General features: G+C 65.7%; 23 protein-coding genes and 6 tRNA genes. 12 read left to right on the plus strand and 17 right to left on the minus strand.

All coding sequences use genetic code 11. The features are described 5' to 3' along the window. Window positions 1–38: 38 nt before the first annotated feature. From ppx to AC5P9L_RS06395, 5 genes are all read right to left on the minus strand, one after another. Window positions 39–1565, minus strand: a complete 1527-nt coding sequence (ppx, locus tag AC5P9L_RS06375) for an exopolyphosphatase (RefSeq protein WP_262101840.1) — start codon at window positions 1563–1565, stop codon at window positions 39–41. Between the two features lie 283 nt (window positions 1566–1848). Further along, on the minus strand, window positions 1849–3936 hold the full coding sequence (gene ppk1, locus AC5P9L_RS06380) for a polyphosphate kinase 1 (protein WP_005408256.1): 2088 nt from the start codon (window positions 3934–3936) through the stop codon (window positions 1849–1851). A 4-nt stretch (window positions 3937–3940) separates the two neighbouring features. Beyond that, window positions 3941–5272 carry a phosphate regulon sensor histidine kinase PhoR gene (gene phoR / locus AC5P9L_RS06385; protein ID WP_005412369.1) on the minus strand — a complete coding sequence of 444 codons (1332 nt, stop codon included), beginning with the start codon at window positions 5270–5272 and terminating at the stop codon, window positions 3941–3943. A gap of 106 nt (window positions 5273–5378) precedes the next feature. Beyond that, window positions 5379–6068 carry a phosphate regulon transcriptional regulator PhoB gene (phoB, locus tag AC5P9L_RS06390; RefSeq protein ID WP_005408258.1) on the minus strand — a complete coding sequence of 230 codons (690 nt, stop codon included), beginning with the start codon at window positions 6066–6068 and terminating at the stop codon, window positions 5379–5381. Between the two features lie 116 nt (window positions 6069–6184). Then, window positions 6185–7831 carry a M48 family metalloprotease gene (locus tag AC5P9L_RS06395; RefSeq protein WP_164170929.1) on the minus strand — a complete coding sequence of 549 codons (1647 nt, stop codon included), beginning with the start codon at window positions 7829–7831 and terminating at the stop codon, window positions 6185–6187. A gap of 142 nt (window positions 7832–7973) precedes the next feature. Here AC5P9L_RS06395 and grxC point away from each other — a divergent pair, with 142 nt between their 5' ends. The 5 genes from grxC to AC5P9L_RS06420 all read left to right on the plus strand — a co-directional run bounded on the left by grxC (window position 7974) and on the right by AC5P9L_RS06420 (window position 11930). Further along, a complete protein-coding gene (gene grxC / locus AC5P9L_RS06400) occupies window positions 7974–8264 on the plus strand; it encodes a glutaredoxin 3 (RefSeq protein WP_004154541.1) in 291 nt (96 codons plus the stop codon). Beyond that, window positions 8261–8653: a carboxymuconolactone decarboxylase family protein gene (locus AC5P9L_RS06405; protein ID WP_005412372.1), complete on the plus strand. Its 393-nt coding sequence runs from the start codon at window positions 8261–8263 to the stop codon at window positions 8651–8653. The genes grxC and AC5P9L_RS06405 overlap by 4 nt, the downstream gene beginning before the upstream one ends. A gap of 321 nt (window positions 8654–8974) precedes the next feature. Then, window positions 8975–9979 (plus strand): isocitrate dehydrogenase, encoded by a 1005-nt coding sequence (locus AC5P9L_RS06410; RefSeq protein WP_005408261.1) that lies wholly within the window; start codon window positions 8975–8977, stop codon window positions 9977–9979. Window positions 9980–10224: 245 nt separating this feature from the next. After that, window positions 10225–10968: a cysteine hydrolase family protein gene (locus tag AC5P9L_RS06415; RefSeq protein WP_111117983.1), complete on the plus strand. Its 744-nt coding sequence runs from the start codon at window positions 10225–10227 to the stop codon at window positions 10966–10968. A gap of 53 nt (window positions 10969–11021) precedes the next feature. Beyond that, on the plus strand, window positions 11022–11930 hold the full coding sequence (locus AC5P9L_RS06420; protein WP_012479263.1) for a LysR family transcriptional regulator: 909 nt from the start codon (window positions 11022–11024) through the stop codon (window positions 11928–11930). Window positions 11931–11998: 68 nt separating this feature from the next. Here AC5P9L_RS06420 and AC5P9L_RS06425 read toward each other — a convergent pair whose 3' ends face one another. Beyond that, on the minus strand, window positions 11999–12619 hold the full coding sequence (locus AC5P9L_RS06425) for a flavin reductase family protein (RefSeq protein WP_012479264.1): 621 nt from the start codon (window positions 12617–12619) through the stop codon (window positions 11999–12001). Window positions 12620–12710: 91 nt separating this feature from the next. Beyond that, a complete protein-coding gene (locus AC5P9L_RS06430; RefSeq protein WP_012479265.1) occupies window positions 12711–13469 on the minus strand; it encodes a Bax inhibitor-1/YccA family protein in 759 nt (252 codons plus the stop codon). 180 nt (window positions 13470–13649) lie between these two features. Here AC5P9L_RS06430 and AC5P9L_RS06435 point away from each other — a divergent pair. The 7 genes from AC5P9L_RS06435 (at window position 13650) to AC5P9L_RS06465 (ending at window position 15332) form a co-directional block, all read left to right on the plus strand. Beyond that, window positions 13650–13726, plus strand: a tRNA-Pro gene (locus AC5P9L_RS06435). A 39-nt stretch (window positions 13727–13765) separates the two neighbouring features. Continuing rightward, window positions 13766–13842: transfer RNA gene (locus AC5P9L_RS06440), tRNA-Arg, on the plus strand. Between the two features lie 173 nt (window positions 13843–14015). Continuing rightward, window positions 14016–14092, plus strand: a tRNA-His gene (locus AC5P9L_RS06445). Window positions 14093–14171: 79 nt separating this feature from the next. Then, window positions 14172–14247: transfer RNA gene (locus AC5P9L_RS06450), tRNA-Lys, on the plus strand. A 196-nt stretch (window positions 14248–14443) separates the two neighbouring features. Continuing rightward, a tRNA-Lys gene (locus AC5P9L_RS06455) sits at window positions 14444–14519 on the plus strand. A gap of 220 nt (window positions 14520–14739) precedes the next feature. Next, window positions 14740–15108: a hypothetical protein gene (locus AC5P9L_RS06460; protein ID WP_012479266.1), complete on the plus strand. Its 369-nt coding sequence runs from the start codon at window positions 14740–14742 to the stop codon at window positions 15106–15108. A gap of 137 nt (window positions 15109–15245) precedes the next feature. Next, window positions 15246–15332, plus strand: a tRNA-Leu gene (locus tag AC5P9L_RS06465). Between the two features lie 59 nt (window positions 15333–15391). Here AC5P9L_RS06465 and AC5P9L_RS06470 read toward each other — a convergent pair. The 10 genes from AC5P9L_RS06470 to AC5P9L_RS06515 all read right to left on the minus strand — a co-directional run bounded on the left by AC5P9L_RS06470 (window position 15392) and on the right by AC5P9L_RS06515 (window position 20969). Then, window positions 15392–16636: a tyrosine-type recombinase/integrase gene (locus AC5P9L_RS06470; RefSeq protein WP_049417433.1), complete on the minus strand. Its 1245-nt coding sequence runs from the start codon at window positions 16634–16636 to the stop codon at window positions 15392–15394. Between the two features lie 66 nt (window positions 16637–16702). After that, entirely contained in the window at window positions 16703–17077 is a 375-nt protein-coding gene (locus AC5P9L_RS06475; RefSeq protein WP_005412378.1) for a winged helix DNA-binding protein, read from the minus strand. Between the two features lie 739 nt (window positions 17078–17816). After that, on the minus strand, window positions 17817–17957 hold the full coding sequence (locus tag AC5P9L_RS06480) for a hypothetical protein (RefSeq protein ID WP_005412379.1): 141 nt from the start codon (window positions 17955–17957) through the stop codon (window positions 17817–17819). A gap of 241 nt (window positions 17958–18198) precedes the next feature. Then, entirely contained in the window at window positions 18199–18819 is a 621-nt protein-coding gene (locus AC5P9L_RS06485; protein ID WP_032961789.1) for an antirestriction protein ArdA, read from the minus strand. Between the two features lie 63 nt (window positions 18820–18882). Next, window positions 18883–19143, minus strand: coding sequence for a hypothetical protein (locus tag AC5P9L_RS06490; protein WP_032961791.1), 261 nt, complete (start codon window positions 19141–19143; stop codon window positions 18883–18885). Next, complete coding sequence (locus AC5P9L_RS06495) at window positions 19140–19322, minus strand: hypothetical protein (protein ID WP_032961794.1); 183 nt, start codon at window positions 19320–19322, stop codon at window positions 19140–19142. The genes AC5P9L_RS06490 and AC5P9L_RS06495 overlap by 4 nt, the downstream gene beginning before the upstream one ends. Next, a complete protein-coding gene (locus tag AC5P9L_RS06500) occupies window positions 19319–19759 on the minus strand; it encodes a hypothetical protein (RefSeq protein WP_005412383.1) in 441 nt (146 codons plus the stop codon). Before AC5P9L_RS06500 ends, AC5P9L_RS06495 begins: the two co-directional genes overlap by 4 nt. Further along, window positions 19759–20082 carry a hypothetical protein gene (locus AC5P9L_RS06505; RefSeq protein WP_005412384.1) on the minus strand — a complete coding sequence of 108 codons (324 nt, stop codon included), beginning with the start codon at window positions 20080–20082 and terminating at the stop codon, window positions 19759–19761. Before AC5P9L_RS06505 ends, AC5P9L_RS06500 begins: the two co-directional genes overlap by 1 nt. Window positions 20083–20134: 52 nt before the next feature. Continuing rightward, window positions 20135–20734 carry a DNA polymerase III subunit beta family protein gene (locus AC5P9L_RS06510; RefSeq protein WP_005412385.1) on the minus strand — a complete coding sequence of 200 codons (600 nt, stop codon included), beginning with the start codon at window positions 20732–20734 and terminating at the stop codon, window positions 20135–20137. Window positions 20735–20798: 64 nt separating this feature from the next. After that, window positions 20799–20969 carry a hypothetical protein gene (locus AC5P9L_RS06515; RefSeq protein WP_004154558.1) on the minus strand — a complete coding sequence of 57 codons (171 nt, stop codon included), beginning with the start codon at window positions 20967–20969 and terminating at the stop codon, window positions 20799–20801. Window positions 20970–21021 lie beyond the last annotated feature (52 nt).

The following is a 21021-nucleotide window of genomic DNA, read 5'->3' on the forward strand; positions in this document are numbered from 1 at the left end:
TGGCGACGCGTCATGACGTGCCGCCCTGGCCGTAGGGATCAGGCCACGAACGGCCGGAACTGGATGCCCAGCCCGGCGATGCCGTCGGTCTCGCCGATCAGGTCGGCGCGGAGCAGCGGGCGCGCATCGATGAAGGCCTGCGGCACGATCAGCGACAGGCGATTGTCGTCCGCGGTCAATTCCAATGCCGGCAGCGGATCGTCCTCGTGTGCGCGGTTGAGCAGTACCGCCAGGCGCAGCAGGGCGGCCAACCGGCGTGCGGTCAGCAGCAGGCGCTCGGGCAGGGCGTCGAACGCGGTCTTGGTCACGCTGCGGCGATGGCTGCGTACCAGTGCGGCCAGCATCTGCTGCTCCTGCCGCGAGAAGCCGGCGATGTCCGAGTGTTCCAGCACGTAGCTGCCATGCACGTGGTAGCCGCTGTGGGCAATCATCAGGCCCAGCTCGTGCAGGCGCGCGGCCCAGCCGAGCATGCGTGCGTCGTCGGCATCGAGTTTCCAGCGCTCCTGCACCTGCTCCAGCAGCGACAGCGCGGTGTCCTGCACGCGGTCGGCCTGTACCGTGTCGATGCCGTAGCGCTGGCTGAGCGCGACCACCGATTCGTCGCGCAGGTCGTTCTCACCGGCACGGCCGACGATGTCGTACAGGATGCCTTCGCGCATCGCCGCCTTGCTGACCAGCAGCTTCTGCAGGCCCAGGGCCTGGAAGGCGGCCTCCAGCACCAGGATGCCGCCGGCGATGATCGGGCGGCGGTCGCTGGACAGGCCCGGCAACTGGATGTCGTCGATCTTCTTGGCCTTCAGCAGCTCGTCGCGCAGCTGGGGCAGGGCCTCGGCGGTGATCGCGCCCTTGCTCAGCTTCATCGTCGCGCAGATCTCGCTGATTGCCTTGTGCGTGCCCGAAGATCCGAGCGCTTCCTGCCAGCCCAGTGCGCGGTACTTGCTGGCAAAGGGCTGGAACTCGCGGCCGATCTCGGCCAGCGCGTCCTTCCAGCGCTTCTTGCTCAGCTTGCCGCCGGGGAAGAAGCGGCGGGTGCTGGCGATGCAGCCGGCCTGCAGGCTTTCACGCTCCAGGGTCTGCATGCCCATGCCGATGATGAATTCGGTGGAGCCGCCGCCGATGTCGATGACCAGCCGGCGCTGGCCAGGCTTGGGCGGTTGCGCGTGGCCCACGCCGAGGTAGATCAGGCGCGCTTCTTCGCGGCCACTGACCACTTCGATGGCATGCCCCAGCGCGGTTTCGGCCGGGACCAGGAACGACTGCGGCGAGCGCAGCTGGCGTACGGTGTTGGTGGCCAGCGCGCGTACCCGGTGCGGCGGCACATTGCGGATGCGCTGGCCGAAGCGGGCCAGGCATTCCAGCGCGCGCTGCCGTGCGGCGGAAGAGAGCCCACCTTTGCCATCCAGGCCATCGGCCATGCGCACGGTCTCGCGCAGCCGGTCGATCACCCGCAGCTGGCCGAGCGTGTAGCGCGCGATGACCATGTGGAAACTATTGGAGCCAAGGTCGATGGCGGCCAGCAGGTCGCCATCCTGCAATGCGGGCGGAGTCGTAGTGGTATGCGGCATGGGCGAATGTTAGCCGAAGGGGCGGTGTGCTCGTCACCGCGCGGCCTTCACATTTTGGAAGAGGGGAGTGCGGCAGGGCTGCGCCCTGCACCCGCAGAGGCAACGTCAACGTCAACGTCAACATCAAAAGCGGGGTATCCGTGGGTTGGCGGACCCACCCCGCCTTTGACAGATTTCTGCGATCTGATGGTGGGTGCCGACCGTTGGTCGGCACTGATCCTATCCCGCCCAAAATCGGTGCCTACTGCTCTTGGTAGGTGTCGACCTTGGTCGACACACCGGGTCAGAGGCCCTGCATCAATGCCATCTGCGCGGAATGCGGGGCTTCGTCGTGGGCCGGGGCACGCTTGTGGTAGATGCCGTCGGCATCCAGTTCCCAGGCGTTGAGGTTGTCGTCCAGGTAGTTCTGCAGCACCTCGCGGTAGACCCGCTTGGCCAGCTCCGGGTCGAGGATCGGGAAGCAGGTCTCGACCCGGCGCAGCAGGTTGCGCTCCAGCCAGTCGGCGCTGGCGCAGTACATCTCCGGTGCGCCGTCGTTGCCGAACCAGTAGACGCGGCTGTGCTCCAGGAAGCGGCCAACGATCGAGCGCACGCGGATGTTGTCCGAGATGCCCGGCACACCCGGGCGCAGGGTGCAGGCGCCGCGGATGATCAGGTCGATCTGCACGCCGGCCTGCGAGGCGGCGTACAGCGCGCGCACCACCTGCGGTTCGTTCAACGCGTTCATCTTGGCGATGATCCGCGCGGGGCGGCCGGCGGCGGCGATGCGCGTTTCGCGCTCGATGCGACCGAGGATGCCGGTGTGCAGGGTGAAGGGCGACTGCAGCAGGCGCTTGAGCTTCATCTTCGAGGCCAGCCCGGACAGCTGCTGGAACAGCAGGTGCACGTCGTTGCCGATGTCCGCATCGGCGGTGATCAGGCTGATGTCGGTGTACGCGCGGGCGGTGCCGCTGTGGTAGTTGCCGGTGCCCAGGTGTACATAGCGGCGCAGCTTGCGGCCCTCGCGGCGCACGATCAGCAGCATCTTGGCGTGGGTCTTGTAGCCGACCACGCCGTACACCACCTGCACGCCGGCTTCCTGCAGGCGATCGGCCAGGCCCAGGTTTGCCTCTTCGTCGAAGCGTGCGCGCAGTTCAACAACCACGGTCACGTCCTTGCCGTTGCGCGCAGCCTGGATCAGTGCATCGACAATCAGCGAATCCTTGCCGGTGCGGTACAGGGTCTGCTTGATCGCCAGCACGTTGGGGTCGATCGCCGCCTGCCGGATCAGGTCCAGCACCGCGGTGAAAGCATCGAACGGGTGGTGCAGCAGCAGGTCCTGGCGCGCCGCGGTCTCGAAGATGCCGTCGCTGTCGCGCAGCGTGCGCGGGGTCATTGGCGGGTACTTCAGGTCCGGCTGTGCGATCAGGTCGTACAACTGGATGATGCGGTTGAGGTTGACCGGGCCGTCGATGCGGTACACCGCGTTCTCGGTCAGGCCGAAGTTCTGCAGCAGGGTGCGCACGATCTCGCGCGGCATGTCCTGCGCGATTTCCAGCCGCACCGCCGGCCGGTAGCCGCGATCGACCAGTTCGTCGCGCAGTGCCAGCGCCAGGTTTTCCACCTCCTCCTCGTCCACCACCAGCTCGGAATTGCGGGTGACGCGGAACTGGTAGGCCCCCTGGACTTCCATGCCCGGGAACAGCTCATCGACGAAGGTGGACAGCACCGATGACAGGAACACGAAATTCTGCGACCCGCCGAGCTTCTCCGGCAGCTGGATGATGCGCGGCAGCGAGCGCGGCGCACGCACGATGGCCAGATGGCCGGCGCGGCCGAACGCATCGGTACCCTTCAGCACCACCACGATGTTCAGCGACTTGTTGAGGATCTTCGGGAACGGGTGCACCGGGTCCAGGCCCAGCGGCGACAGCACCGGCATGATCTCGTTGCGGAAATAGGCACGCAGCCAGCGCCTCTGCCGATCGGTCCAGGAGTGGCGGCCGAGCACGCCGATGCCGGCCTCCATCAGCGCCGGGCGCAGCGTCTCGTTCCAGCAGCGGTACTGCTGGTCGACCAGTTGTGCCGCGCGGTCGTGGATGGCGTTGAGGATCGCCTGCGGGCTCATCCCGTCCGGTGCCGGTGGCAGGCCGAATTCCTGCGCGTGGCGGACGGCGGCGGCGCGGATCTCGAAGAACTCGTCCAGGTTGGTGCAGGAGATGCACATGAAGCGCAGGCGCTCCAGCAGCGGCACCTGCGGATCCATCGCCTGCGCCAGCACGCGGAAGTTGAAATCCAGCTGCGACAGCTCGCGGTTGATGTAGAGCGCCGGGTCGCGCAACGGATCGTTGTCCGGGCTCACGGGGAGGGGGAGGGATCCGAGGCTGCTCATGGCGTCATTCTTCGATGGAAGTCAGGGGGGCGGACTCGCGCGGGCGCACGTGGTCGGCATCGAAATGGCAGGAAAACACCGAGCCCTTGCCGACCTCGCTTTCAATCTCCAGCCGCGCGTGGTGCAGGCCGAGGATGTGCTTGACGATGGACAGGCCCAGGCCGGTACCACCGCTTTCGCGGGAGCGGCTGCTGGAGACACGGTAGAAACGTTCGGTCAGGCGTGGCAGGTGGGAAGCCGGGATGCCGTAACCGGAATCGCGCACCGCCAGCACCGCGCCATCGCCTTCACGGCGGAACTCCACGGCGATGCGGCCACCGGCCGGCGTATAGCGCACCGCATTGGTGACCAGGTTGGAAAAGGCGCTGTGCAGCTCCTTGGTGGAACCCTGCAGGTCGACGCCGGCCAGATCGTCGATGCTGATCTGGTGGCGGCCCTGGCTGTGCGCTTCGGCCTCGCGGCGTAGTGTGGCCAGCATCGGCTGCATGGCGACGGTCTCTTCCTCGCTGTGCTCCTGCGATTCCAGCCGCGACAGGGTCAGCAGGTCTTCCACCAGCTGGGCCATGCGCTGGCTCTGCTTGCGCATTTCTTCCAGCATCGGACCGGTGCCCGGGAAATCCTCCGGGTCCATCATGTCCAGGTAACCGTGGACCACGGTGAGCGGCGTGCGCAGTTCGTGTGAAACGTTGGCGACGAAGTCGCGGCGCACCTGTTCCAGGCGCAGCAGCTTGCTGACGTCGCGGGCGATCAGCAGCCAGTAGTCCGAAGAATACGGAATCAGTCGCAGGTTCAGGCGGATCGCAGGATCGACCGGTGAGGGCACGTCCAGGATCGGCTCGGCGTTGCGGCCGCCGGCCAGCCAGTGCGCCAGCGGCATCGGCTGCAGGCGTTCGACCAGCGCCTCGCCGAGGTCGCCCGGATGATGCAGGCCAAGCAGGGCGGTGGCCGCCTCGTTGAACCACTGCACGCGCTGGCTGTTGCGGTCCAGCACCACCACGGCATCGGGCAGCGCGGCGGCAGCGGCGCGGTAGCTGCGCAGCATGTCGAGCAGGCGGCGCTTGCGAACGCGCATTTCCACCTGGTTGCGGTACAGCAGGCGGTCCAGCTCGTTCCAGACGCCGGTGCCTTCCTCGGCGGTGTCCCAGCGCTGGCGCGCGGTCAGCCGGCGCAGCACGCTGCGCAGCCGCCAGTAATGCCAGGCCAGGGTGGCCAGCGCGCCCAGTGCGATGCACAGCCACAGGTGACCCGTGAACCACCCCACCAGTCCGGAGAACAGCAGTACCGCGGCAACGGTGGCCAGGGTCTTCAACCAGGCAGAGCGGATGTGGCGGGGCATTGCGATCTCGTCGTTGAAGTGCGGAGGTTCACTGGGGTGAACCGAGGGTTATAGCAGAGTTGCCGGCGCCGGCACCCGCGGGTGCGCGGCGTCGGCACGACGAGACTCAGGTCGCGGTGGAGAAGCGGTAGCCGGCGCCGCGCACGGTCTGCACCATGTTCTCGGCGTTGAACGGTTCCAGCGTCTTGCGCAGGCGGCGGATGTGCACGTCGATGGTGCGCTCCTCCACGTACACGCTGCCGCCCCACACATGGTCCAGCAGCTGGGCGCGGGTGTAGACGCGCTCGGGGTGGGTCATGAAGAAGTGCAGCAGGCGGTACTCGGTCGGGCCGATCGGCACCGGCTGGTCGTTGGCGAACACGCGATGGGCGGCGCCGTCGATGCGGATCGGGCCGACGGCCACGCTGCCGTCCTCGTCGTCCTCGCGGGCGCGGCGCATGACCGCACGGATGCGGGCCAGCAGTTCGCGCGCCGAGAACGGCTTGACCACATAGTCGTCGACGCCGGCTTCAAGGCCACCTACGCGGTCGTTCTCTTCACCGCGGGCGGTCAGCATGATGATCGGCACTTCGCGGGTCAGCGTTTCCTTGCGCCAGCGGCGGGCCAGGTCCAGGCCGCTGGTGCCGGGCAGCATCCAGTCCAGCAGGATCAGGTCGGGGACGCGATCGGCGATGGCGGTCTGGGCCTCACGGGCATCGCCGGCGTGGACCGGCTCGTAATCGCCCTTGCGCAGGGCGAAGGCGACCATTTCACGGATCGCGGGCTCGTCATCGACGATCAGGATGCGTTTCTGCACGAGGACACCGTAGGGCTCGGTTACTGGAGTGGTGCCAGTAGACTACGGTTTGATGACATGTTTGTGACTACCTGGCCGGAACCGGTCGGGATTGCCATCGACCGGTCACGCAGCACTCAGCGGCGGTCCAGGTCCGGGTCCTGCACGCCCTGGCGGCGCAGCTCCAGCACGGTGGGGGTGATCGCCTCGATGCGCGCATCCACCCGCGCCCGGCCCACGTAGTCCAGCGCCGGGTTGCGCTTGAGGGCCTGCAGCTGCATCAGCGATTGCTCCGGGCGGCCGCTGAGGAAGGCGGCCTCGGCATAGGCCTCGCTGGCGCGCACGCTGTCACCGGCCAGCTCGCTGGCGCGGGCGTATCGCTGCTGGAAGACCGGATCGTTACCACTTTGCGACAGCAGGGGCCGCAGCATGGCCTGCGCGCGCTGGCCCGCCTCGCGGGTGCCCTGTTCGTTCAGGATCTCGGCGTAGGTCAGGGCCACGGGCCGGCTGTTGGGGTGCTCGCGCAGCAGCTGCTCGAAACGGGTGTTGGCCTGCGCGCCCAGTCCGGCACGCGATTCGGCCTCGCCCAGGCCCAGTGCCAGCCACAGGTTGTCCGGGCGGGTCTGCAGCAGGCTGGCCAGGGTCTGCTGGGCCTGCGTGGCACCGCTGCGGCCGCCGCGCATGACCGCCAGCGCCTGGCCATAGCGCTGGGCGTCGTTGAGACCGTCCTTCTGCCGCTTGGCCATGTCCGCGTATTCGCGCTCCAGTTCGGCGGTGGAATCGGCGCTCAGCACGCGCAGGCGCTCGCGCGCCCACTCGAAGTCGCCACTGGCGCCACGGGCCAGCTGGCCGACCGGAACGCGCAGCACGCTGCTGGGAAGCAACGGGTTGTTTCCTCGCAGCAGGGGCTCGGCCAGGCCCGGATCGGCTGGATTCACCCGCTCCTTGCGCTCGCCGCTGGGGGTGCTGGTGGTCAGCAGCACCGTGTCCTTCTTCATCTGCTCGGCGCGGGCCTTGGCCTCGCTGATGCGGGTGATGTTGACCGGATGGGTGCGCAGGAACTCGGGCACGCTGTAGCCGCCCTCGTTGCCGCGCATCGCCGCCGACATGCGCTCGAAGAAGCCGGCCATGGCATCCACGTCGTAGCCGCTGCGCGACAGGGTGCGGATGCCGAGGCGGTCGGCCTCCGATTCGTTGGAGCGGGTGTAGTTGATCTGCCGCTGCTGCATCAGGCCCATGCCGGAGCTGATCGCGGCCATCGTCGCGTTGCCGGAGGAGGTGCTGTTGCTGGCCTGCGCGGCCACCACCGCCGCCAGCATGCCGAGCAGGATCGGTATCTGGTCGCGCTGGGCGCGTTCGACCCCGCGCAGCACGTGCTGCTGGGTGACGTGGGCGATTTCGTGCGACAGGACTGCAGCCACCTCGTCCTCGCGCTCGGCGGTCAGCACCAGGCCGGCATTGACCCCGATATAGCCGCCCAGCGTGGCGAAGGCGTTGATCTGGCGGTCCTTCATCACGAAGAACGTGTAGGGCTGGCGCGGCTGGTCGCTGTTGGAGCCAAGCCGGGTGCCCATGGTCTGCAGCCAGTCGTTGACCAGCGGGTCATCCAGCAGGTAGCCATAGTTGCGCAGCTCGCGCAGCATCATCGCGCCGTACTCGGCCTGGCGCGCCGGGGTCAGCAGCTCGCCGGCCGAGGAGCCGATGTCGGGCAGCTTCTCCTGGGCCTGGGCCAGCGGCATGGCCAGGGCCAGGGTAACGGCGGTAGTCAGCAGCAGGGCTCGCAAGCGGAAGGTCCTCGGGCAGGGCGCGCCAAGCGTGGCAGGGCAGGGGGCAACCATTCGTTAACCCACAGTGTTGCGGCGGTGGCGTGGAATTTCCAGCGCACCGGTACCATATGTAGACCGTCGATCCATCGTGGAGTTTCCCGTGACAGCCCAGACCGCCGGCGGCGCCCCCGCCATCACCATCTATTCCACCGCCGTCTGCCCGTACTGCGTGGCCGCCAAGAACTTCCTGAAGAGCAAGGGCCAGCAGTGGACCGAGGTCCGCATCGACCTGGACCCGGCCGAGCGCGAGAAGATGATGGCACTGACCCGCCGCACCAGCGTGCCGCAGATCTTCGTCGGCGACGTCCACGTGGGCGGCTACGACGACATGATGGCCCTGCACCGTGAAGGCAAGCTCGAGCCGCTGCTGGCCGGGCAGGGCCAGGCATGAGCGCGGCCGACGACGGCAGCAAGGACCGCATCGCCGAATTCACCGACTTCCGCAAGCGCATGAACGAACGCATCCTGGGCGAACCGAACCAGGTGGTACGGCGCTTCTTCGCACTGGACACGCAGACCTACCAGGCCGGCGCGCTGGACGTGAAGACCAAGGAACTGCTGGGCCTGGTGGCCTCGATGGTGCTGCGCTGCGACGACTGCATCAGCTACCACGTGGCCCAGTGCAAGGACGCCGGCGTGACCCGTGAAGAGTTCTTCGAGACCTTCTCGGTCGGCCTGGTGGTGGGCGGTTCCATCGTGATCCCGCACCTGCGCCGCGCGGTCGACTTCCTCGACCAGCTTGAAGGCGGCGCCAGCGCTCCGGCAGCGCACGAGCACTGAGGGTAGTGCCGGCCGCTGGCCGGCATCGCCTGAACTCGACCTGGCCGAGGTTGCCGGCCAGCGGCCGGCACTACCGGGCCCGCGAGGGGGCCTGTCCCGCGATCCAGCAGCCCAGGAGCCCCTTCTTGTTGAAGGGGCGCGCCGACAGGCGGGGGTAGAGGAAGAATGCGCGGGCAATTCTGCCTGAGCCGGGCACTGGGACCATGGTCTATTTGGGACCTCGGCCCCGTCTCAGGCATAATTGCCGGTGAAACTTCCTTTGCGCCGGCGTTTCCGGGCACGTCCGGACGGCGTTTTTCCCCCTGTTCGGAACATCGATCAATGACGCAGAAAATTACGGTCATCCGCGGCGACGGCATTGGCCCGGAAATCATGGACGCCACCCTGTTCGTGCTCGACCAGCTCAAGACTGGGCTGGAATACGAAGACGCCGACGCCGGCCTGGTGGCCCTGGAAAAGCACGGCGACCTGATGCCGGCGGTGACCCTGGAATCGATCGCGCGCAACAAGGTCGCGCTGAAGAGCCCGCTGACCACCCCGGTCGGTGGTGGCTTCACCTCGATCAACGTCAGCCTGCGCCGCCATTTCGACCTGTACGCCAACGTGCGTCCGGCCCACACCTTCCCGAACACCAAGTCGCGTTTCGACAACGTCGACCTGATCACCGTTCGTGAGAACACCGAGGGTGCCTACCTGGCCGAAGGCCAGGAAGTGTCGGCCGACGGCGAGACCGCCTTCTCCGGCACCCGCATCACCCGCAAGGGCTCCGAGCGCATCGTGCGCTACGCCTTCGAGCTGGCCAAGAGCACCGGCCGCAAGAAGGTCACCGCTGTGCACAAGGCCAACATCATCAAGTCGACCTCGGGCCTGTTCCTGAACGTCGCCCGTGAAGTAGCCGCGCAGTACCCGGAGATCGAGTTCCAGGAAATGATCGTCGACAACTGCTGCATGCAGCTGGTGATGCGTCCGGAACAGTTCGACGTGATCGTTACCACCAACCTGTTCGGCGACATCATCTCCGACCTGTGCGCCGGTCTGGTGGGTGGCCTGGGCCTGGCCCCGGGTGCCAACATCGGCAAGGACGCGGCGATCTTCGAAGCCGTGCACGGCACCGCGCCGGACATCGCCGGCCAGGGCAAGGCCAATCCGTGCGCGCTGCTGCTGGCAGCCGCGCAGATGCTGGACCATATCGGCCAGCCGGAAAACGCCGAGCGCCTGCGCAAGGCCATCGTGGCCACCATGGAAGCCAAGGATTCGCTGACCGGCGACCTGGGCGGTACCGGCACCACCATGAGCTTTGCCCAGGCCATCGCCAGCCGCCTGTAAGCGGCCGGTCGACCTCGGTTGGATCCACAGCGGGGCGCCTTCGGGCGCCCCGTTGCGTTGTGGGCTGACTCGTAGATCCACGCCATGCGTGGATGGCGTGGCTTTGGTCCGCAGCCACCCATGGGGTGGCCCTACAGGGGGTTGTCTGTGCGTATCTCGCACAGATCATGTGCTGTTGCAGGGCTGGTTCGTGCGCCATCCGCTCCGCATCCTGTGCCCACTTTCCACTGCACAGGAGTCGCTCCATGAATCTCACCGCCTTCGGCCTGGCCAGCCTGATCGGCATGGCCGCCACCGCCCCGGTCGCCGCTGCCGAACCGTCTCATCCCACCATCCGCCACATGGCCGGCGCGCCGGTCGCGACCTCGCTGGATGCGGCGAAGACCGCCGTGCTGGTGATCGACTTCCAGAACGAGTACTTCGATGCCAAGGCCGCGCCGGGCTTTGCCGGTGGCCGCATGGTCATTCCCGATGGCGTGGCCGCACTGCGCCAGGCCAAGCGGGTGGTCGCGTTCGCCGATGCCCACGGCATCCGCGTGATCCACGTGCAGCACGTGTTGCCGGCCGGTGCACCGCTGTTCGCGCAGGGCAGCGTCAATGCCGACTTCCATCGCGACCTGCAGCCGCGCAAGGGCGAGACGGTCGTGCAGAAGGACAACGTCAGTGTGTTCGCTGGCAACTCGGCCGCGGTACTCGACACGGTGCTGAAGGATGCCGGCATCGACACCCTGATCGTCACCGGCCTGCAGACCCATGCCTGTGTGGCCGGTGCCGCGCGCGACGCGGCGGCCGCACCCCGTGGTTACCGGGTGATCGTGTCGTCCGATGCCAGCGCCAGCCGTGACCTGGACCTGGCCGGTGGCCAGCGCATCGATCATCGCGCGCTGCACGATGCCTCGCTGGCGCAGATCGAAGACGCCTTCGGTGATGTCATGAGTACCGACGCGATCCTGGCGTTGCCGGTGCGCAAGGCCGGCGACGGCGCTTGATAAGCTGGCGGGGCCCGCATGCCGTGGGCCCCGCCACATGGAGCTGCCCGCCGATGGATCACTTCGCCGCCCTGCGTGCGCTGCGCGCCATCGTTGACGCGGGCAGTTTCACCGCGGCCGCTGAACGCCTGGGGACCACCCACTCGGCGATGTCACGGCAACTGCGCCAGCTGGAAGAGCATCTGCAGGTTCGCTTGCTCGATCGCAACAGCCGCAGGCTGTCATTGACCGAGGCCGGGCGCGACTACTACCGCGAGGCGGCAACGCTGCTGGACCGCCTGCAGGAGGCCGACGACCGTGCCCGCGCCGGGCAGGCGCAACCCAGTGGCCGCGTACGGATCAGCGTGCCGCAGGTGGTGGCCAGCCAGGAGCTGCCGCACTGGCTGCCCTCGTTCCTGCAGCGCTACCCGCAGGTCACGCTGGACCTGTCGGCGGATGATCAGCTGGTCGATGTGGTGGGCGGTGGTTTCGACCTGGCCCTGCGCATTGCGGCTTCATTGCCGGACAGCCAGCTGGTCGCGCGCGAGCTGGCCAGCTGCCCGCGCATCCTGGTCGCGGCACCGGCCTACCTGGCTCGCCATGGCCTGCCGCGACAGGCAGCAGATCTCGAACAGCACACGCTGCTGGGTTTCAGTCCCACGCCGTCAATGCCGCCCTGGCAATTGCAGGGGCCGCGTGGCGCGAGCGTGAGCGTTGACGCCGGGCAGCGCCTGCGCGTGGATGCCACCCCCGCCCTGTATGCCGCCGCGCTGGCCGGAATGGGCATCAGCCTGTTCACCGCGTTGACCGTGCAGGAGGACCTGCGCGCCGGTCGTCTGATCCGCGTGCTGCCAGCCTGGCATGCCGGCCAGCGGCGCTATTTCGCGCTGTATCCGCATGCACGCGCGCTCGCCCCCAAGGTGCGCGCGCTGGTCGAGCACCTTGCGGCGCACTACGCTGCAGCGATGGGTTCGGCGGGGTAGCCGCGCGGCTGCAGCCGTGGTGGTGATAGCGTCGGTGACTCTGCGGGTTGCCCCGCAAAGGGCTGGGATCAGGCTGGGCGGAACATGCGGAAGCGCTGTTCGGCGCCGATACGGAAGTAATCGGCGGGGCCGCCGCCGCGCAGGATCGGTGCCGCCGCCGCGGTGTCGTAGATGCCATCGACCAGCAACCGTGCATCGATATGCACCGCCACGACTTCGCCCAGCACCAGCCAACCGTGGGTGTCCTGTCCGGCGGCATCGCGCAGGCGCACGATCTGGGTGCAGCGGCATTCCATGCTCACCGGGCTCTGTGCCACACGCGGTGGCGCGACCTGCGTGGATGCCAGCGGGGTCAGGCCGGCGAGGGCGAACTCGTCGACATCCGGTGCAACCGCGCGGCAGCTTTCGTTCATGGCCTCGGCCAGGTCGAAGGTGGCCAGGTTCCAGACGAACTCTCCGGTGGCTTCGATGTTGCGCAGCGAGTCTTTGCGGCCCTGGCTGGAGAAGCCGATGATCGGCGGGGTGTAGTTGAAGGCGTTGAAGAAGCTGTAGGGCGCCAGGTTCAACGTGCCGCCCGCGTCCTGGCTGGAAATCCAGCCGATCGGGCGCGGGCCGATGATGGCGTTGAACGGGTCATGCGGCAGGCGGTGGCCCTCCGCCGGGCGGTAGCTGTGAAAGGTGTCGGGCATGGGGGGGCAGGGGACGTGTGGGCCAGCTCGACTCTACAAAAAAGCCGCGACCCTTGCGGATCGCGGCCTGTCGTTTACGGCGTGGCTGGACTCAGCGCTGCTGGATCTTCGAGAGCAGGCGCAGGAATTCCACGTACAGCCAGACCAGGGTCACCATCAGGCCGAATGCGCCATACCACTCCATGTACTTCGGCGCACGCTGGGCCACGCCGGTTTCGATGAAGTCGAAGTCCAGCACCAGGTTCAGCGCGGCCACGACCACCACGAACAGGCTGAAAGCGATGCCCAGCCAGCTGGCGTCGTGGATCACCGGCACGTTGATGTTGAAGAAGCCCAGCACGAACGAGGCCAGGTAGAGCAGGGCGATACCGCCGGTGGCGGCGACCACGCCCATCTTGAAGTTCTCGGTGGCCTTGATCACGCCGCTGCGGTATGCGAACAGCAGGGCGGCCAGGGTGCCGAAGGTCAGCAACACCGCCTGGAACACGATGCCCGGGTACTTCATGTTGAACAGTGCAGACACGGCGCCCAGGAACAGGCCTTCAACCAGCGCGTACATCGGCGCGGTCACCGGCGACCATTCCTTCTTGAAGATGGTGATCAGTGCCAGCACCAGGCCACCGATCGCGCCACCGATGGCGTACAGGCTTGCGCTGCCGGAAATCTGGCCGTACTCGTCGACCGACTGGCTCCAGGCGAACGCTGCGGTCAGCACGGTCAGCAGCAGCAGGAGGCCGGTCTTGTTGGCGGTGCCGTTGAGGGTCATCACCTGGTCGGGGTGGGTCACCACCGAACCGCTGGCGAGATCAAGGAAGGTCGACTCGGAAAGAGCCGGGTTGCCGCTGCGCATGCGAGTTCTCCGTGCGAATGAAGGTCGGGACGGCCATCCGGCCGATGACTGCGAGCATAGCCGATGACCACGCATGGCGCCGTGGCAGGTTCATGACCGGTCTCGCCTGCGTTGACAGTTCGCGATGTGCTTGGCCACAATGAACGACTCCCCGGGCCCGGCCCGAGGGGATTGCAAGACCGGGGTATAGCGCAGTCTGGTAGCGCGCCTGCTTTGGGAGCAGGATGTCGGGGGTTCGAATCCCTCTACCCCGACCAATCCCACATCACGTCGGATTGGACACCGTTCCGGTTCGGGCGCCCGTAGCTCAACTGGATAGAGCACCGGCCTTCTAAGCCGGCGGTTACAGGTTCGATTCCTGTCGGGCGCGCCATCGGCGAGCACCGGGATCGCATCGGCGGATGTGAAGAAGTGCTTGCAAAAGGGTAAAGACTCCACCAGAATATCGGACTCGCTTCGGCGGACCGGAACTTCGGTGACAGTCTCCAGGCAAAGGTTTGAGGTTCCAGCGTCAGCGGTATCGGCGATGGAGTGAAAGTTTCAGTGGTGGCTGTAGCTCAGTTGGTTAGAGTACCGGATTGTGATTCCGGTGGTCGGGGGTTCGAATCCCCTCAGCCACCCCACTGATTCAACCGCATCGGCGCAGCCGAAACGGTATTGCAATAAACAGAAAGCACGCTACAATGTGCGTCTGAGTTTCACGGGCCGTTAGCTCAGTTGGTAGAGCAGTTGACTCTTAATCAATAGGTCCAAGGTTCGAATCCTTGACGGCCCACCAAGACGGAAGCCACCTGGTACGCCAGGTGGCTTTTTTCTTATTAGTGTGACCCTTTCGTTTCGATGGATCACAGGTTGCAGGGCCCCGCCTGGCGTGGATCTGCAACGCAGCGGGATCGCAGTGCTGGTTTCAACGATGTTGAAGAAAGTGCTTGCACCCTCCGAGCGGATCGGGTCATAATTCGCGCCCCGATTTCGGGCTGTTAGCTCAGTTGGTAGAGCAGTTGACTCTTAATCAATAGGTCCAAGGTTCGAATCCTTGACAGCCCACCAGACGAAAGCCACTTGGTTCGCCAAGTGGCTTTTTTCTTGCCTGTATGCCGGGTTGCGCTTCATCCACGCATGGCGTGGATCTACTGAAGCGATGCTGAAATCAGGGGCATACGCGTCATCAGTGTTTTCAATGCTGTGCGCTGCTTCTCAGCGCATCGCGTCCTGCATCGCACCCAATGGATCTTCCGCGCCGATGGCGCATGCACGAAGGAAGATGTTGATGGCTGGTATCAATCGATTGCACCGCACGCTGTGGGTTCCCTTCGCGCTGATGGCGCTGGCTGCCTGTGCGCCGGCCAATGATCCTGCGCAGACCGTCGAGCGCGATGCTGGCACGGAGAGCACTCCGGCGCGCCCGGTCGGTGACGCCCTGCAGATGCAGCCGGCTCAGCCTGCGGAAGGGGAGGTCCTGCCCGACGCGGTGGACGTGCAGCGCAATGCGGATGGTTCGGTGGATGTGCGCAAGGCCACGCCGGAGTCGGTGGCCCTGCGCCGTACCGACGACGGGGGCGTGGAGATCCGCAAGGTGGATCCTGCGGCCGGGCAGGGAGCCGATGCGGCGCCTGCCGAGGCCAGGTCGCAGCACTGAACCACCGCTGCCCCGGCTGAGCGGCCGCTCGCCGGGGCGGTCCCCGCGCGCCAGTCGCGAGGATGGCCATGTTCAGCTTTGTGCAGGCCTTCCGCTTCCTGCGCCCGCCTGCGACAATGAACGCCTGTGCCGGCCACGCGAAAGTGGCGGAATTGGTAGACGCCCTGGATTTAGGTTCCAGTGAGGGTGACCTCGTGCGGGTTCGAGTCCCGCCTTTCGCACCATCTGGCCGAGCACAGATTGCCTAAGTGATTGAAAAATAAGCTGGCGACGGTCAGTTGTCCTATTGGATTCCCGCTTTGGCAATTGATCCCTGTCTCGGAACGTCACCTGTTCCGTTCGAGGCGGCTGGGAGGCGGAACTGCTCCAGTGCAGACATGCCTTGGAGCGATTGCTCGGCCAGTACCTTCGCGTAGACCGCTGAGGTGGTCTGGATGTCGCGGTGTCCGAGCCACTCCTGCACGAGCTTGATGTTGCCGGTCGCCAGCAGCAGCCGAGTGGCGCACGTATGGCGGAGCGCATGCGGTACGCACTCCTTCTCGGAAGCGAGATGTGTCCCCTTGATGGCCCATTGCCACAGCCGGTCGGCGCGCGTGCGATTGAGCATCGTGAAGGGGCCGTCCGATGTGGCCGCCAGGGCGTCCTTGCGCCGCTGTAGAACCTCGGCGACACGGGCGGTGCAGGGTAGGGTGCGGGGACGCCCCTTCTTGAGCGTAGCGTGCCGCCAGAAGCGGACGTGGAGCCTTCCGCCCTGATCGACTACTTCGGACCACCGGATGCCGATGGCCTGGCTCATGCGGCAGCCCAGGTCGGCGAGGCACACGAACAGGTCGCGGTAGTCCGCCCCGTCGCGCACCCGTGGGTGCCCTCCGGCAGGGCCGTTCGGGAGCGTGTCCCACTCCAGCAGCCGCGCCAGGATCAATTCCTCGTCCTCAACGTTCAGGACGAACGTGCGTGCGTTGTCCCTCTCGTCGGCCAAGCTGTACTCGGGCAGCTCTCCCAAGAACCGGCCGGCCTTCCTCTCGCGTTTCAGTAGGGCAAGGAGGCACTGCATCTTGCGGTTCACGGTGGCGGGAGCCGCCTTGTCGGCGAGCATGCGCTGCGCCATGTCGTTGACCGCGGCCTGCGTGATGTCGTTGATGGGCGTTTCCTCGCCCAGGTAGCTCTGGACCACCTTGCAGTTGGTACGCACGGTGTCGATGGACCGGAGCTTGCCCCAAAAGTTGCGGTCGTCCAGCGCGTCGTCCATCGCGTCCTTGAGGGTGCGCTGGCGGACCTTGGCCTTCGCCACGGCCATCTGCACCGACCGGGACTTGCCCCGAATCAGCTCCCGCAGCGCGTCCTCTGCAATCTCGGGGTCGTCGCGCAGGGCGTCGAGGACCGCCTGCTCCTTGCGCTCGGCTGCCACGCGGTCGCGGGTGCCGGTGGACAAGCGCACGCGCCGGTATCCCTCCTGCACGTCGAGCATGTAGTAGCGCTTATCGGGCGCACCCGGCTTGGGCGCGGTCCCTTTGAGGCGAAGGGCCATGTGTATCTCCAGAAATGAAAAAGGCCCGCACTAGGCGGGCCTCGGGGCACAACGGGGTGTTGGGGGTTAGGCGGCTGCGACGCGCGCCGTCACCTTGCGGTTGACACGTTCTGCGAGCGAAGCCAGCCAGTGCAGCGCCTTGGTCGTCGGGAAGATCAGGTTGCGCTTGCGGTAGGCGGGATCAGGGCGCTGCTCTAGGAAGTCAGGCCCCGGCTCGCGGTTACGCTTGATAGACGACAGGTCGAGCACATTGCGGCTCACTGCGGAGGGAGAGAGTCCGCCGAGGACGCGCTCAAGGTCCACCTGCTGAATGCCCGGCTCGTCCACAACGGCGAGTAGGGTGAGGATGCGGGTGGCGGTGATGTCCTCGTCGATCTCTTCCCGGAAGGCTGACAGTGCGGTTGTGAGAATGGCCGTCAGTTCTTTCTGCGAGAGATTCATGGTGCGCTCATTTTCCGTAAGGGGATGGTTCCCCCTTGGGAAACCATCAGGGTCTATCTTGGAGCCGCAATGTAAGGATTACAAGGCCCAAGCCAATGTTGATGGCATTCTTGCCAATTTTGTCCATCCAGAAACCACGCTGCCAAGGCGTGGGGGAGGGGTCGATTCCGATCTCATATCCAAAGGCTTTCACGAACAGGTCCAGGTACTTCTGCCCTGCGAAGGGGCCGTCCTGTCCCCTGCTCACGGCGTTGTAATGCGCCGCCACCCCCGGCTGCGCTCCACAAAAAGGTCTTACGTTTCAGTGTTTTAAGAACGGTAGTGCCAGCATCGCCGCCAGGGTCACAATGGCCCCGACCACGGATGCAAAAAACAGTCCTTGCCCTACGCGGACTACCGCGCTGGCTATTGTCCGTCTCACCGTACTCATAGACTGAGAACGCCCCCCTGGTCGTCTGCGGATGCGCAGCCCGACAGCATGACGCTGCCGTCGGGCAGACTACAGGCCACAATGATGGCGCGTCCGTAGGAATCAAGTACCACGGGAGAGATTGATCCCGACTGGTGCAGTGAAGTCATGGCCGCGGGGTCTCCGTTGGGGCCGCGGGTGGGACCGGATACGACACCCGCCAGCCACAGTCCTCGGGGACGACCGAGAACTGGACGCGCTCGTTGAGTAGGCCGAGCATCGCGCGGAGAGCGCCGCGCTTCTCGTTATGGTCGAAATTGATGGTCCGAATCATTCGGGCACCTCGTAGGTCCGTTCATGCAGGACCAAAACCTCCCGCTCGAATACCAAGAACGGGCCGAACTGGTGGACGCGGAGGGCCACGTTGACGATCACCAGGGTCGAGTTTGCGGTGAAATCTGCGTTACGCATATGTAAGTCTCCTGTTATGCAAGTGCTACAAATGGAACAATGAGTGCCAAATATCGAGATTGGCCTTATGATTAGGGCTGAAGGGCGTGATCGCCACTCCCGACCCCAAGGACCGTTCGATGATTGACCCCCGCGTAGAAGTCGCCATTACGGCCCTTCACCTAGTCGTATGGGTGTGGACTAGCTCGGTGCCGGCGCATCGCACATACCTGTATTGGCGCAGGGTCTTGCGGAAGCGGCGTTAGCGGCTCCAGAAGTAGAAGCCGCTCACCTCAAACGCGTCACCGTTGAGCCGAATGTCGCGGCCATAGCTCTCGTAGTCGAAGTAGCGGGAGAGGGCGTCGGGCACGCCGTGGAGAAGCCCCGATTCGTCCACATAGTTCTCGGCAAAGTCGGCCCAGCTATCGAACTGGCCCACGTAGGCTTCGTGGAACTGCTCCACGGTCACATCGTCGAGGCCCTCGTGGTCGCAGAAGGCCGTGTAGGCAGCGCGTTCGGTGTCGTTGTGCAACTCGTCCAGCCGCTCTTGCAATGCGCACAGCTTGTCCAGGTCGGGGTGCTCGCCCCAGGTATCCCCGAACACGTCGTCGTAGTCGTGGACGGCCCACTCCTCGGCGCTGGCGACCTTGCCGCTTCCGCCACACGCCGTGCATTCCGCCCCGCCGAATACTCGGGGGACGTATGTGGTTCCAGTACCGCCGCAATCCGGGCAATCAACGGTCACGTTCGGGTGCGGCGACTCGCGCAGGATGCGGGCAATCTCATCGCGCACGTCGTCGGCGTCGCGTCCCTCCAAGTCGATCCACTCGCCGTGCAGGACGCCAGCGTTATATGAGGCAAGGCAGGCAACGTAGATTTGCATGGTGTGCTCCAGAAATGCGAAGGCCCGCACTAGGCGGGCCTCGGGATCAGGGGTGGTTATCGGTCAGTGCGCCCAATCGGGCTTGACGTTCAGCAGGTAGGCGGCGGCCACTGCGCGGGCGGTGTCCTCGTCGGCCACGTCGGCAATCCACCACCAGCGGTCCTTACCGGCCCAGCGGTAGACGCCCCAAAACTGCGCGGCCATCGGTGCGCAAGGCTCGACGCTCCCGTCGAACTCTTGGCGGGGACCGTAGGAGACCGATCGGTCGCCCAGGGTGACCAGCTTGTCACCGGCAGGTACAGCCAGCTCGTTGTCATTGCTCATTGCGACAGGCCCTTTGCGTGTTCGATGGCGCGATCCAGTGCGCCGGGGATGTTGTGAAAAATGCCGTGGCGTGTCGAGTGGGTGAGGCCGATTTTGTAGACCTCAAAATGGTTCGGCCCCTTGCGCAGCACCCATGCCTTTTCGGTCTCGAACAAGATGTCCTCCTCGCGGTAGCTCATCGCGCGGCTCCCATGCCCTCGGCGATCCATGCGCGGGCCTGCTGCTCGGCGCGGGCCACGCCATCGGCGGTCTCGTGGTTGATGCCGTTCCTCGACAGCCACCCGCCCAGCGGGTCGGCGATGTCGTAGGCCCAAACGCCGCTCCACTGCTCGCCGACCTCCTGCCAGAGGCGGTGCAGCATGCGCGCCACCTCGACAAGAAATTCGGAGTCCTCAATGCCCAGCGGCGCGGTGCTCATCGGCTCGGGCCACGTCCACCCGCTCGCCAGCTGCGCGAGGTCGATGGGGTCGAAGTCGGTATCCCTGATTGCGCGGTTGACCACGGTGGCGAACTCCTCGGCTTGCTGCGGCGTCATCGCGGTCGCCGCCAGTTGTTCGTGATAGCGCCCCGGCTGTGCCAGGAACACGTTGCGGGTTCCGTAGGTGCGCAGTTCCATCACAGCACCCCCAGCCCGCGCAGCACCGGCATCACCAGCGCGTTGGTCTCGTCGTTGTCGCTCCAGTCGCTCGCGGCGTCGTCCCCGTTCTCCCAAATCAGGAGCACAAACCCCGCCTTTGTTGCGTCCGGGCGGTAGAACCGCAGGTGATCGTGGTCGGTAGAGGCGAGGGCCTCCAACACTTCTTGCCGGTCGCGGCTGTGCCGCACCGTGGTTTCTTCGCCGTCGTAGACGCCGAGCGAGTAACCAGCGGCGAGGGCGGCATCCACCAGCGCCACGGCTATGCGCTTCGCGCTCTCGGGGGCGTAGTTGTCGAGGTTCATGGCTTTCTCCGGGCAACAAAAAAGCCGCCTTGCGGCGGCTGATGGGTTCGGGTTAAGCGCGGAGCGCGTCGCTGCACAGGGCTTCCGGGTATGACGAGTCGCGCATTGGCATGACGATCAAAGACGCGCACCTGATGCTCGGATCGGTGATGCCGCCAATACCGAACATGGCCGCCACGTCGCCGCCAGTCACCGGAATCAGTGAAGTGGCCTTGCCGCCGAATGCCTTGCAAATTACACCGGCCGCCTTCACTACGCCTTCGAGGACGGCAGGCGCGAATCCGGACAGCTTGAGTTCGTTCGGCTTGGACACCGCAGCACGCCAGTCCGGGTAGGTTCCATCAACGGCAGCAAACTCAATGGCCTGGCCTCCGCGCTCCGCCTTGAACCGGCTGGCATCGCCCACGGCGCTGAAATAGACATCGCCCTTCATCTTGGCGACCAGCTCGCACGCATTGCGCGGCACGATGATCTTGCCAATGTCCCACGGCAGGCTGGTACGCACCACAAGCATGCGGTGGCCGTCTGTAGCAACGATGATCGCACCATCGGCGTGCGACTCAATCAGCACGCCATTCAAGTAGAAGCGAACGTCATTCTTGGGGGCCACATGCAGAGCGGCGGCGATCAGGGCGGAAGGAATTTTGTTCATAGCTTTCTCCGGGCAACAAAAAAGCCGCCTTGCGGCGGCTTCGGGGGATTGGGGTAGGGCGCTGTTAGAGGAACAGCTTGGTCAGCGTGACGATGCCAGCCACAAAGGCCGTGGCGACCACCAGCGGATACCACCGGGTCTCCATCATCAGCTTGTCGCTCTCGCGGTTGATCTTGCGAATCTCAGCGGTGAGCTTGCGCACTTGCAAGTCCTCCAGTGGTCCATTGGTGCTCATGGTAGCTCCAAAAAAGACCCGCCGTCACACGTCGGCGGGGTGTGGAAAACCG

It is taken from the genome of Stenotrophomonas sp. YJH_SMC_64, from assembly GCF_059371375.1.

Bases quoted from the DNA above. Each gene is read 5' to 3' on its own strand.
- ppx (WP_262101840.1), bottom strand. From the start codon at position 1,565: ATGCCGCATACCACTACGACTCCGCCCGCATTGCAGGATGGCGACCTG.
- ppk1 (WP_005408256.1), bottom strand. From the start codon at position 3,936: ATGAGCAGCCTCGGATCCCTCCCCCTCCCCGTGAGCCCGGACAACGAT.
- phoR (WP_005412369.1), bottom strand. From the start codon at position 5,272: ATGCCCCGCCACATCCGCTCTGCCTGGTTGAAGACCCTGGCCACCGTT.
- AC5P9L_RS06405 (WP_005412372.1), top strand. From the start codon at position 8,261: ATGAGCGCGGCCGACGACGGCAGCAAGGACCGCATCGCCGAATTCACC.
- AC5P9L_RS06410 (WP_005408261.1), top strand. From the start codon at position 8,975: ATGACGCAGAAAATTACGGTCATCCGCGGCGACGGCATTGGCCCGGAA.
- AC5P9L_RS06415 (WP_111117983.1), top strand. From the start codon at position 10,225: ATGAATCTCACCGCCTTCGGCCTGGCCAGCCTGATCGGCATGGCCGCC.
- AC5P9L_RS06420 (WP_012479263.1), top strand. From the start codon at position 11,022: ATGGATCACTTCGCCGCCCTGCGTGCGCTGCGCGCCATCGTTGACGCG.
- AC5P9L_RS06425 (WP_012479264.1), bottom strand. From the start codon at position 12,619: ATGCCCGACACCTTTCACAGCTACCGCCCGGCGGAGGGCCACCGCCTG.
- AC5P9L_RS06430 (WP_012479265.1), bottom strand. From the start codon at position 13,469: ATGCGCAGCGGCAACCCGGCTCTTTCCGAGTCGACCTTCCTTGATCTC.
- AC5P9L_RS06460 (WP_012479266.1), top strand. From the start codon at position 14,740: ATGGCTGGTATCAATCGATTGCACCGCACGCTGTGGGTTCCCTTCGCG.
- AC5P9L_RS06470 (WP_049417433.1), bottom strand. From the start codon at position 16,636: ATGGCCCTTCGCCTCAAAGGGACCGCGCCCAAGCCGGGTGCGCCCGAT.
- AC5P9L_RS06475 (WP_005412378.1), bottom strand. From the start codon at position 17,077: ATGAATCTCTCGCAGAAAGAACTGACGGCCATTCTCACAACCGCACTG.
- AC5P9L_RS06480 (WP_005412379.1), bottom strand. From the start codon at position 17,957: ATGCGTAACGCAGATTTCACCGCAAACTCGACCCTGGTGATCGTCAAC.
- AC5P9L_RS06485 (WP_032961789.1), bottom strand. From the start codon at position 18,819: ATGCAAATCTACGTTGCCTGCCTTGCCTCATATAACGCTGGCGTCCTG.
- AC5P9L_RS06490 (WP_032961791.1), bottom strand. From the start codon at position 19,143: ATGAGCAATGACAACGAGCTGGCTGTACCTGCCGGTGACAAGCTGGTC.
- AC5P9L_RS06495 (WP_032961794.1), bottom strand. From the start codon at position 19,322: ATGAGCTACCGCGAGGAGGACATCTTGTTCGAGACCGAAAAGGCATGG.
- AC5P9L_RS06500 (WP_005412383.1), bottom strand. From the start codon at position 19,759: ATGGAACTGCGCACCTACGGAACCCGCAACGTGTTCCTGGCACAGCCG.
- AC5P9L_RS06505 (WP_005412384.1), bottom strand. From the start codon at position 20,082: ATGAACCTCGACAACTACGCCCCCGAGAGCGCGAAGCGCATAGCCGTG.
- AC5P9L_RS06510 (WP_005412385.1), bottom strand. From the start codon at position 20,734: ATGAACAAAATTCCTTCCGCCCTGATCGCCGCCGCTCTGCATGTGGCC.
- AC5P9L_RS06515 (WP_004154558.1), bottom strand. From the start codon at position 20,969: ATGAGCACCAATGGACCACTGGAGGACTTGCAAGTGCGCAAGCTCACC.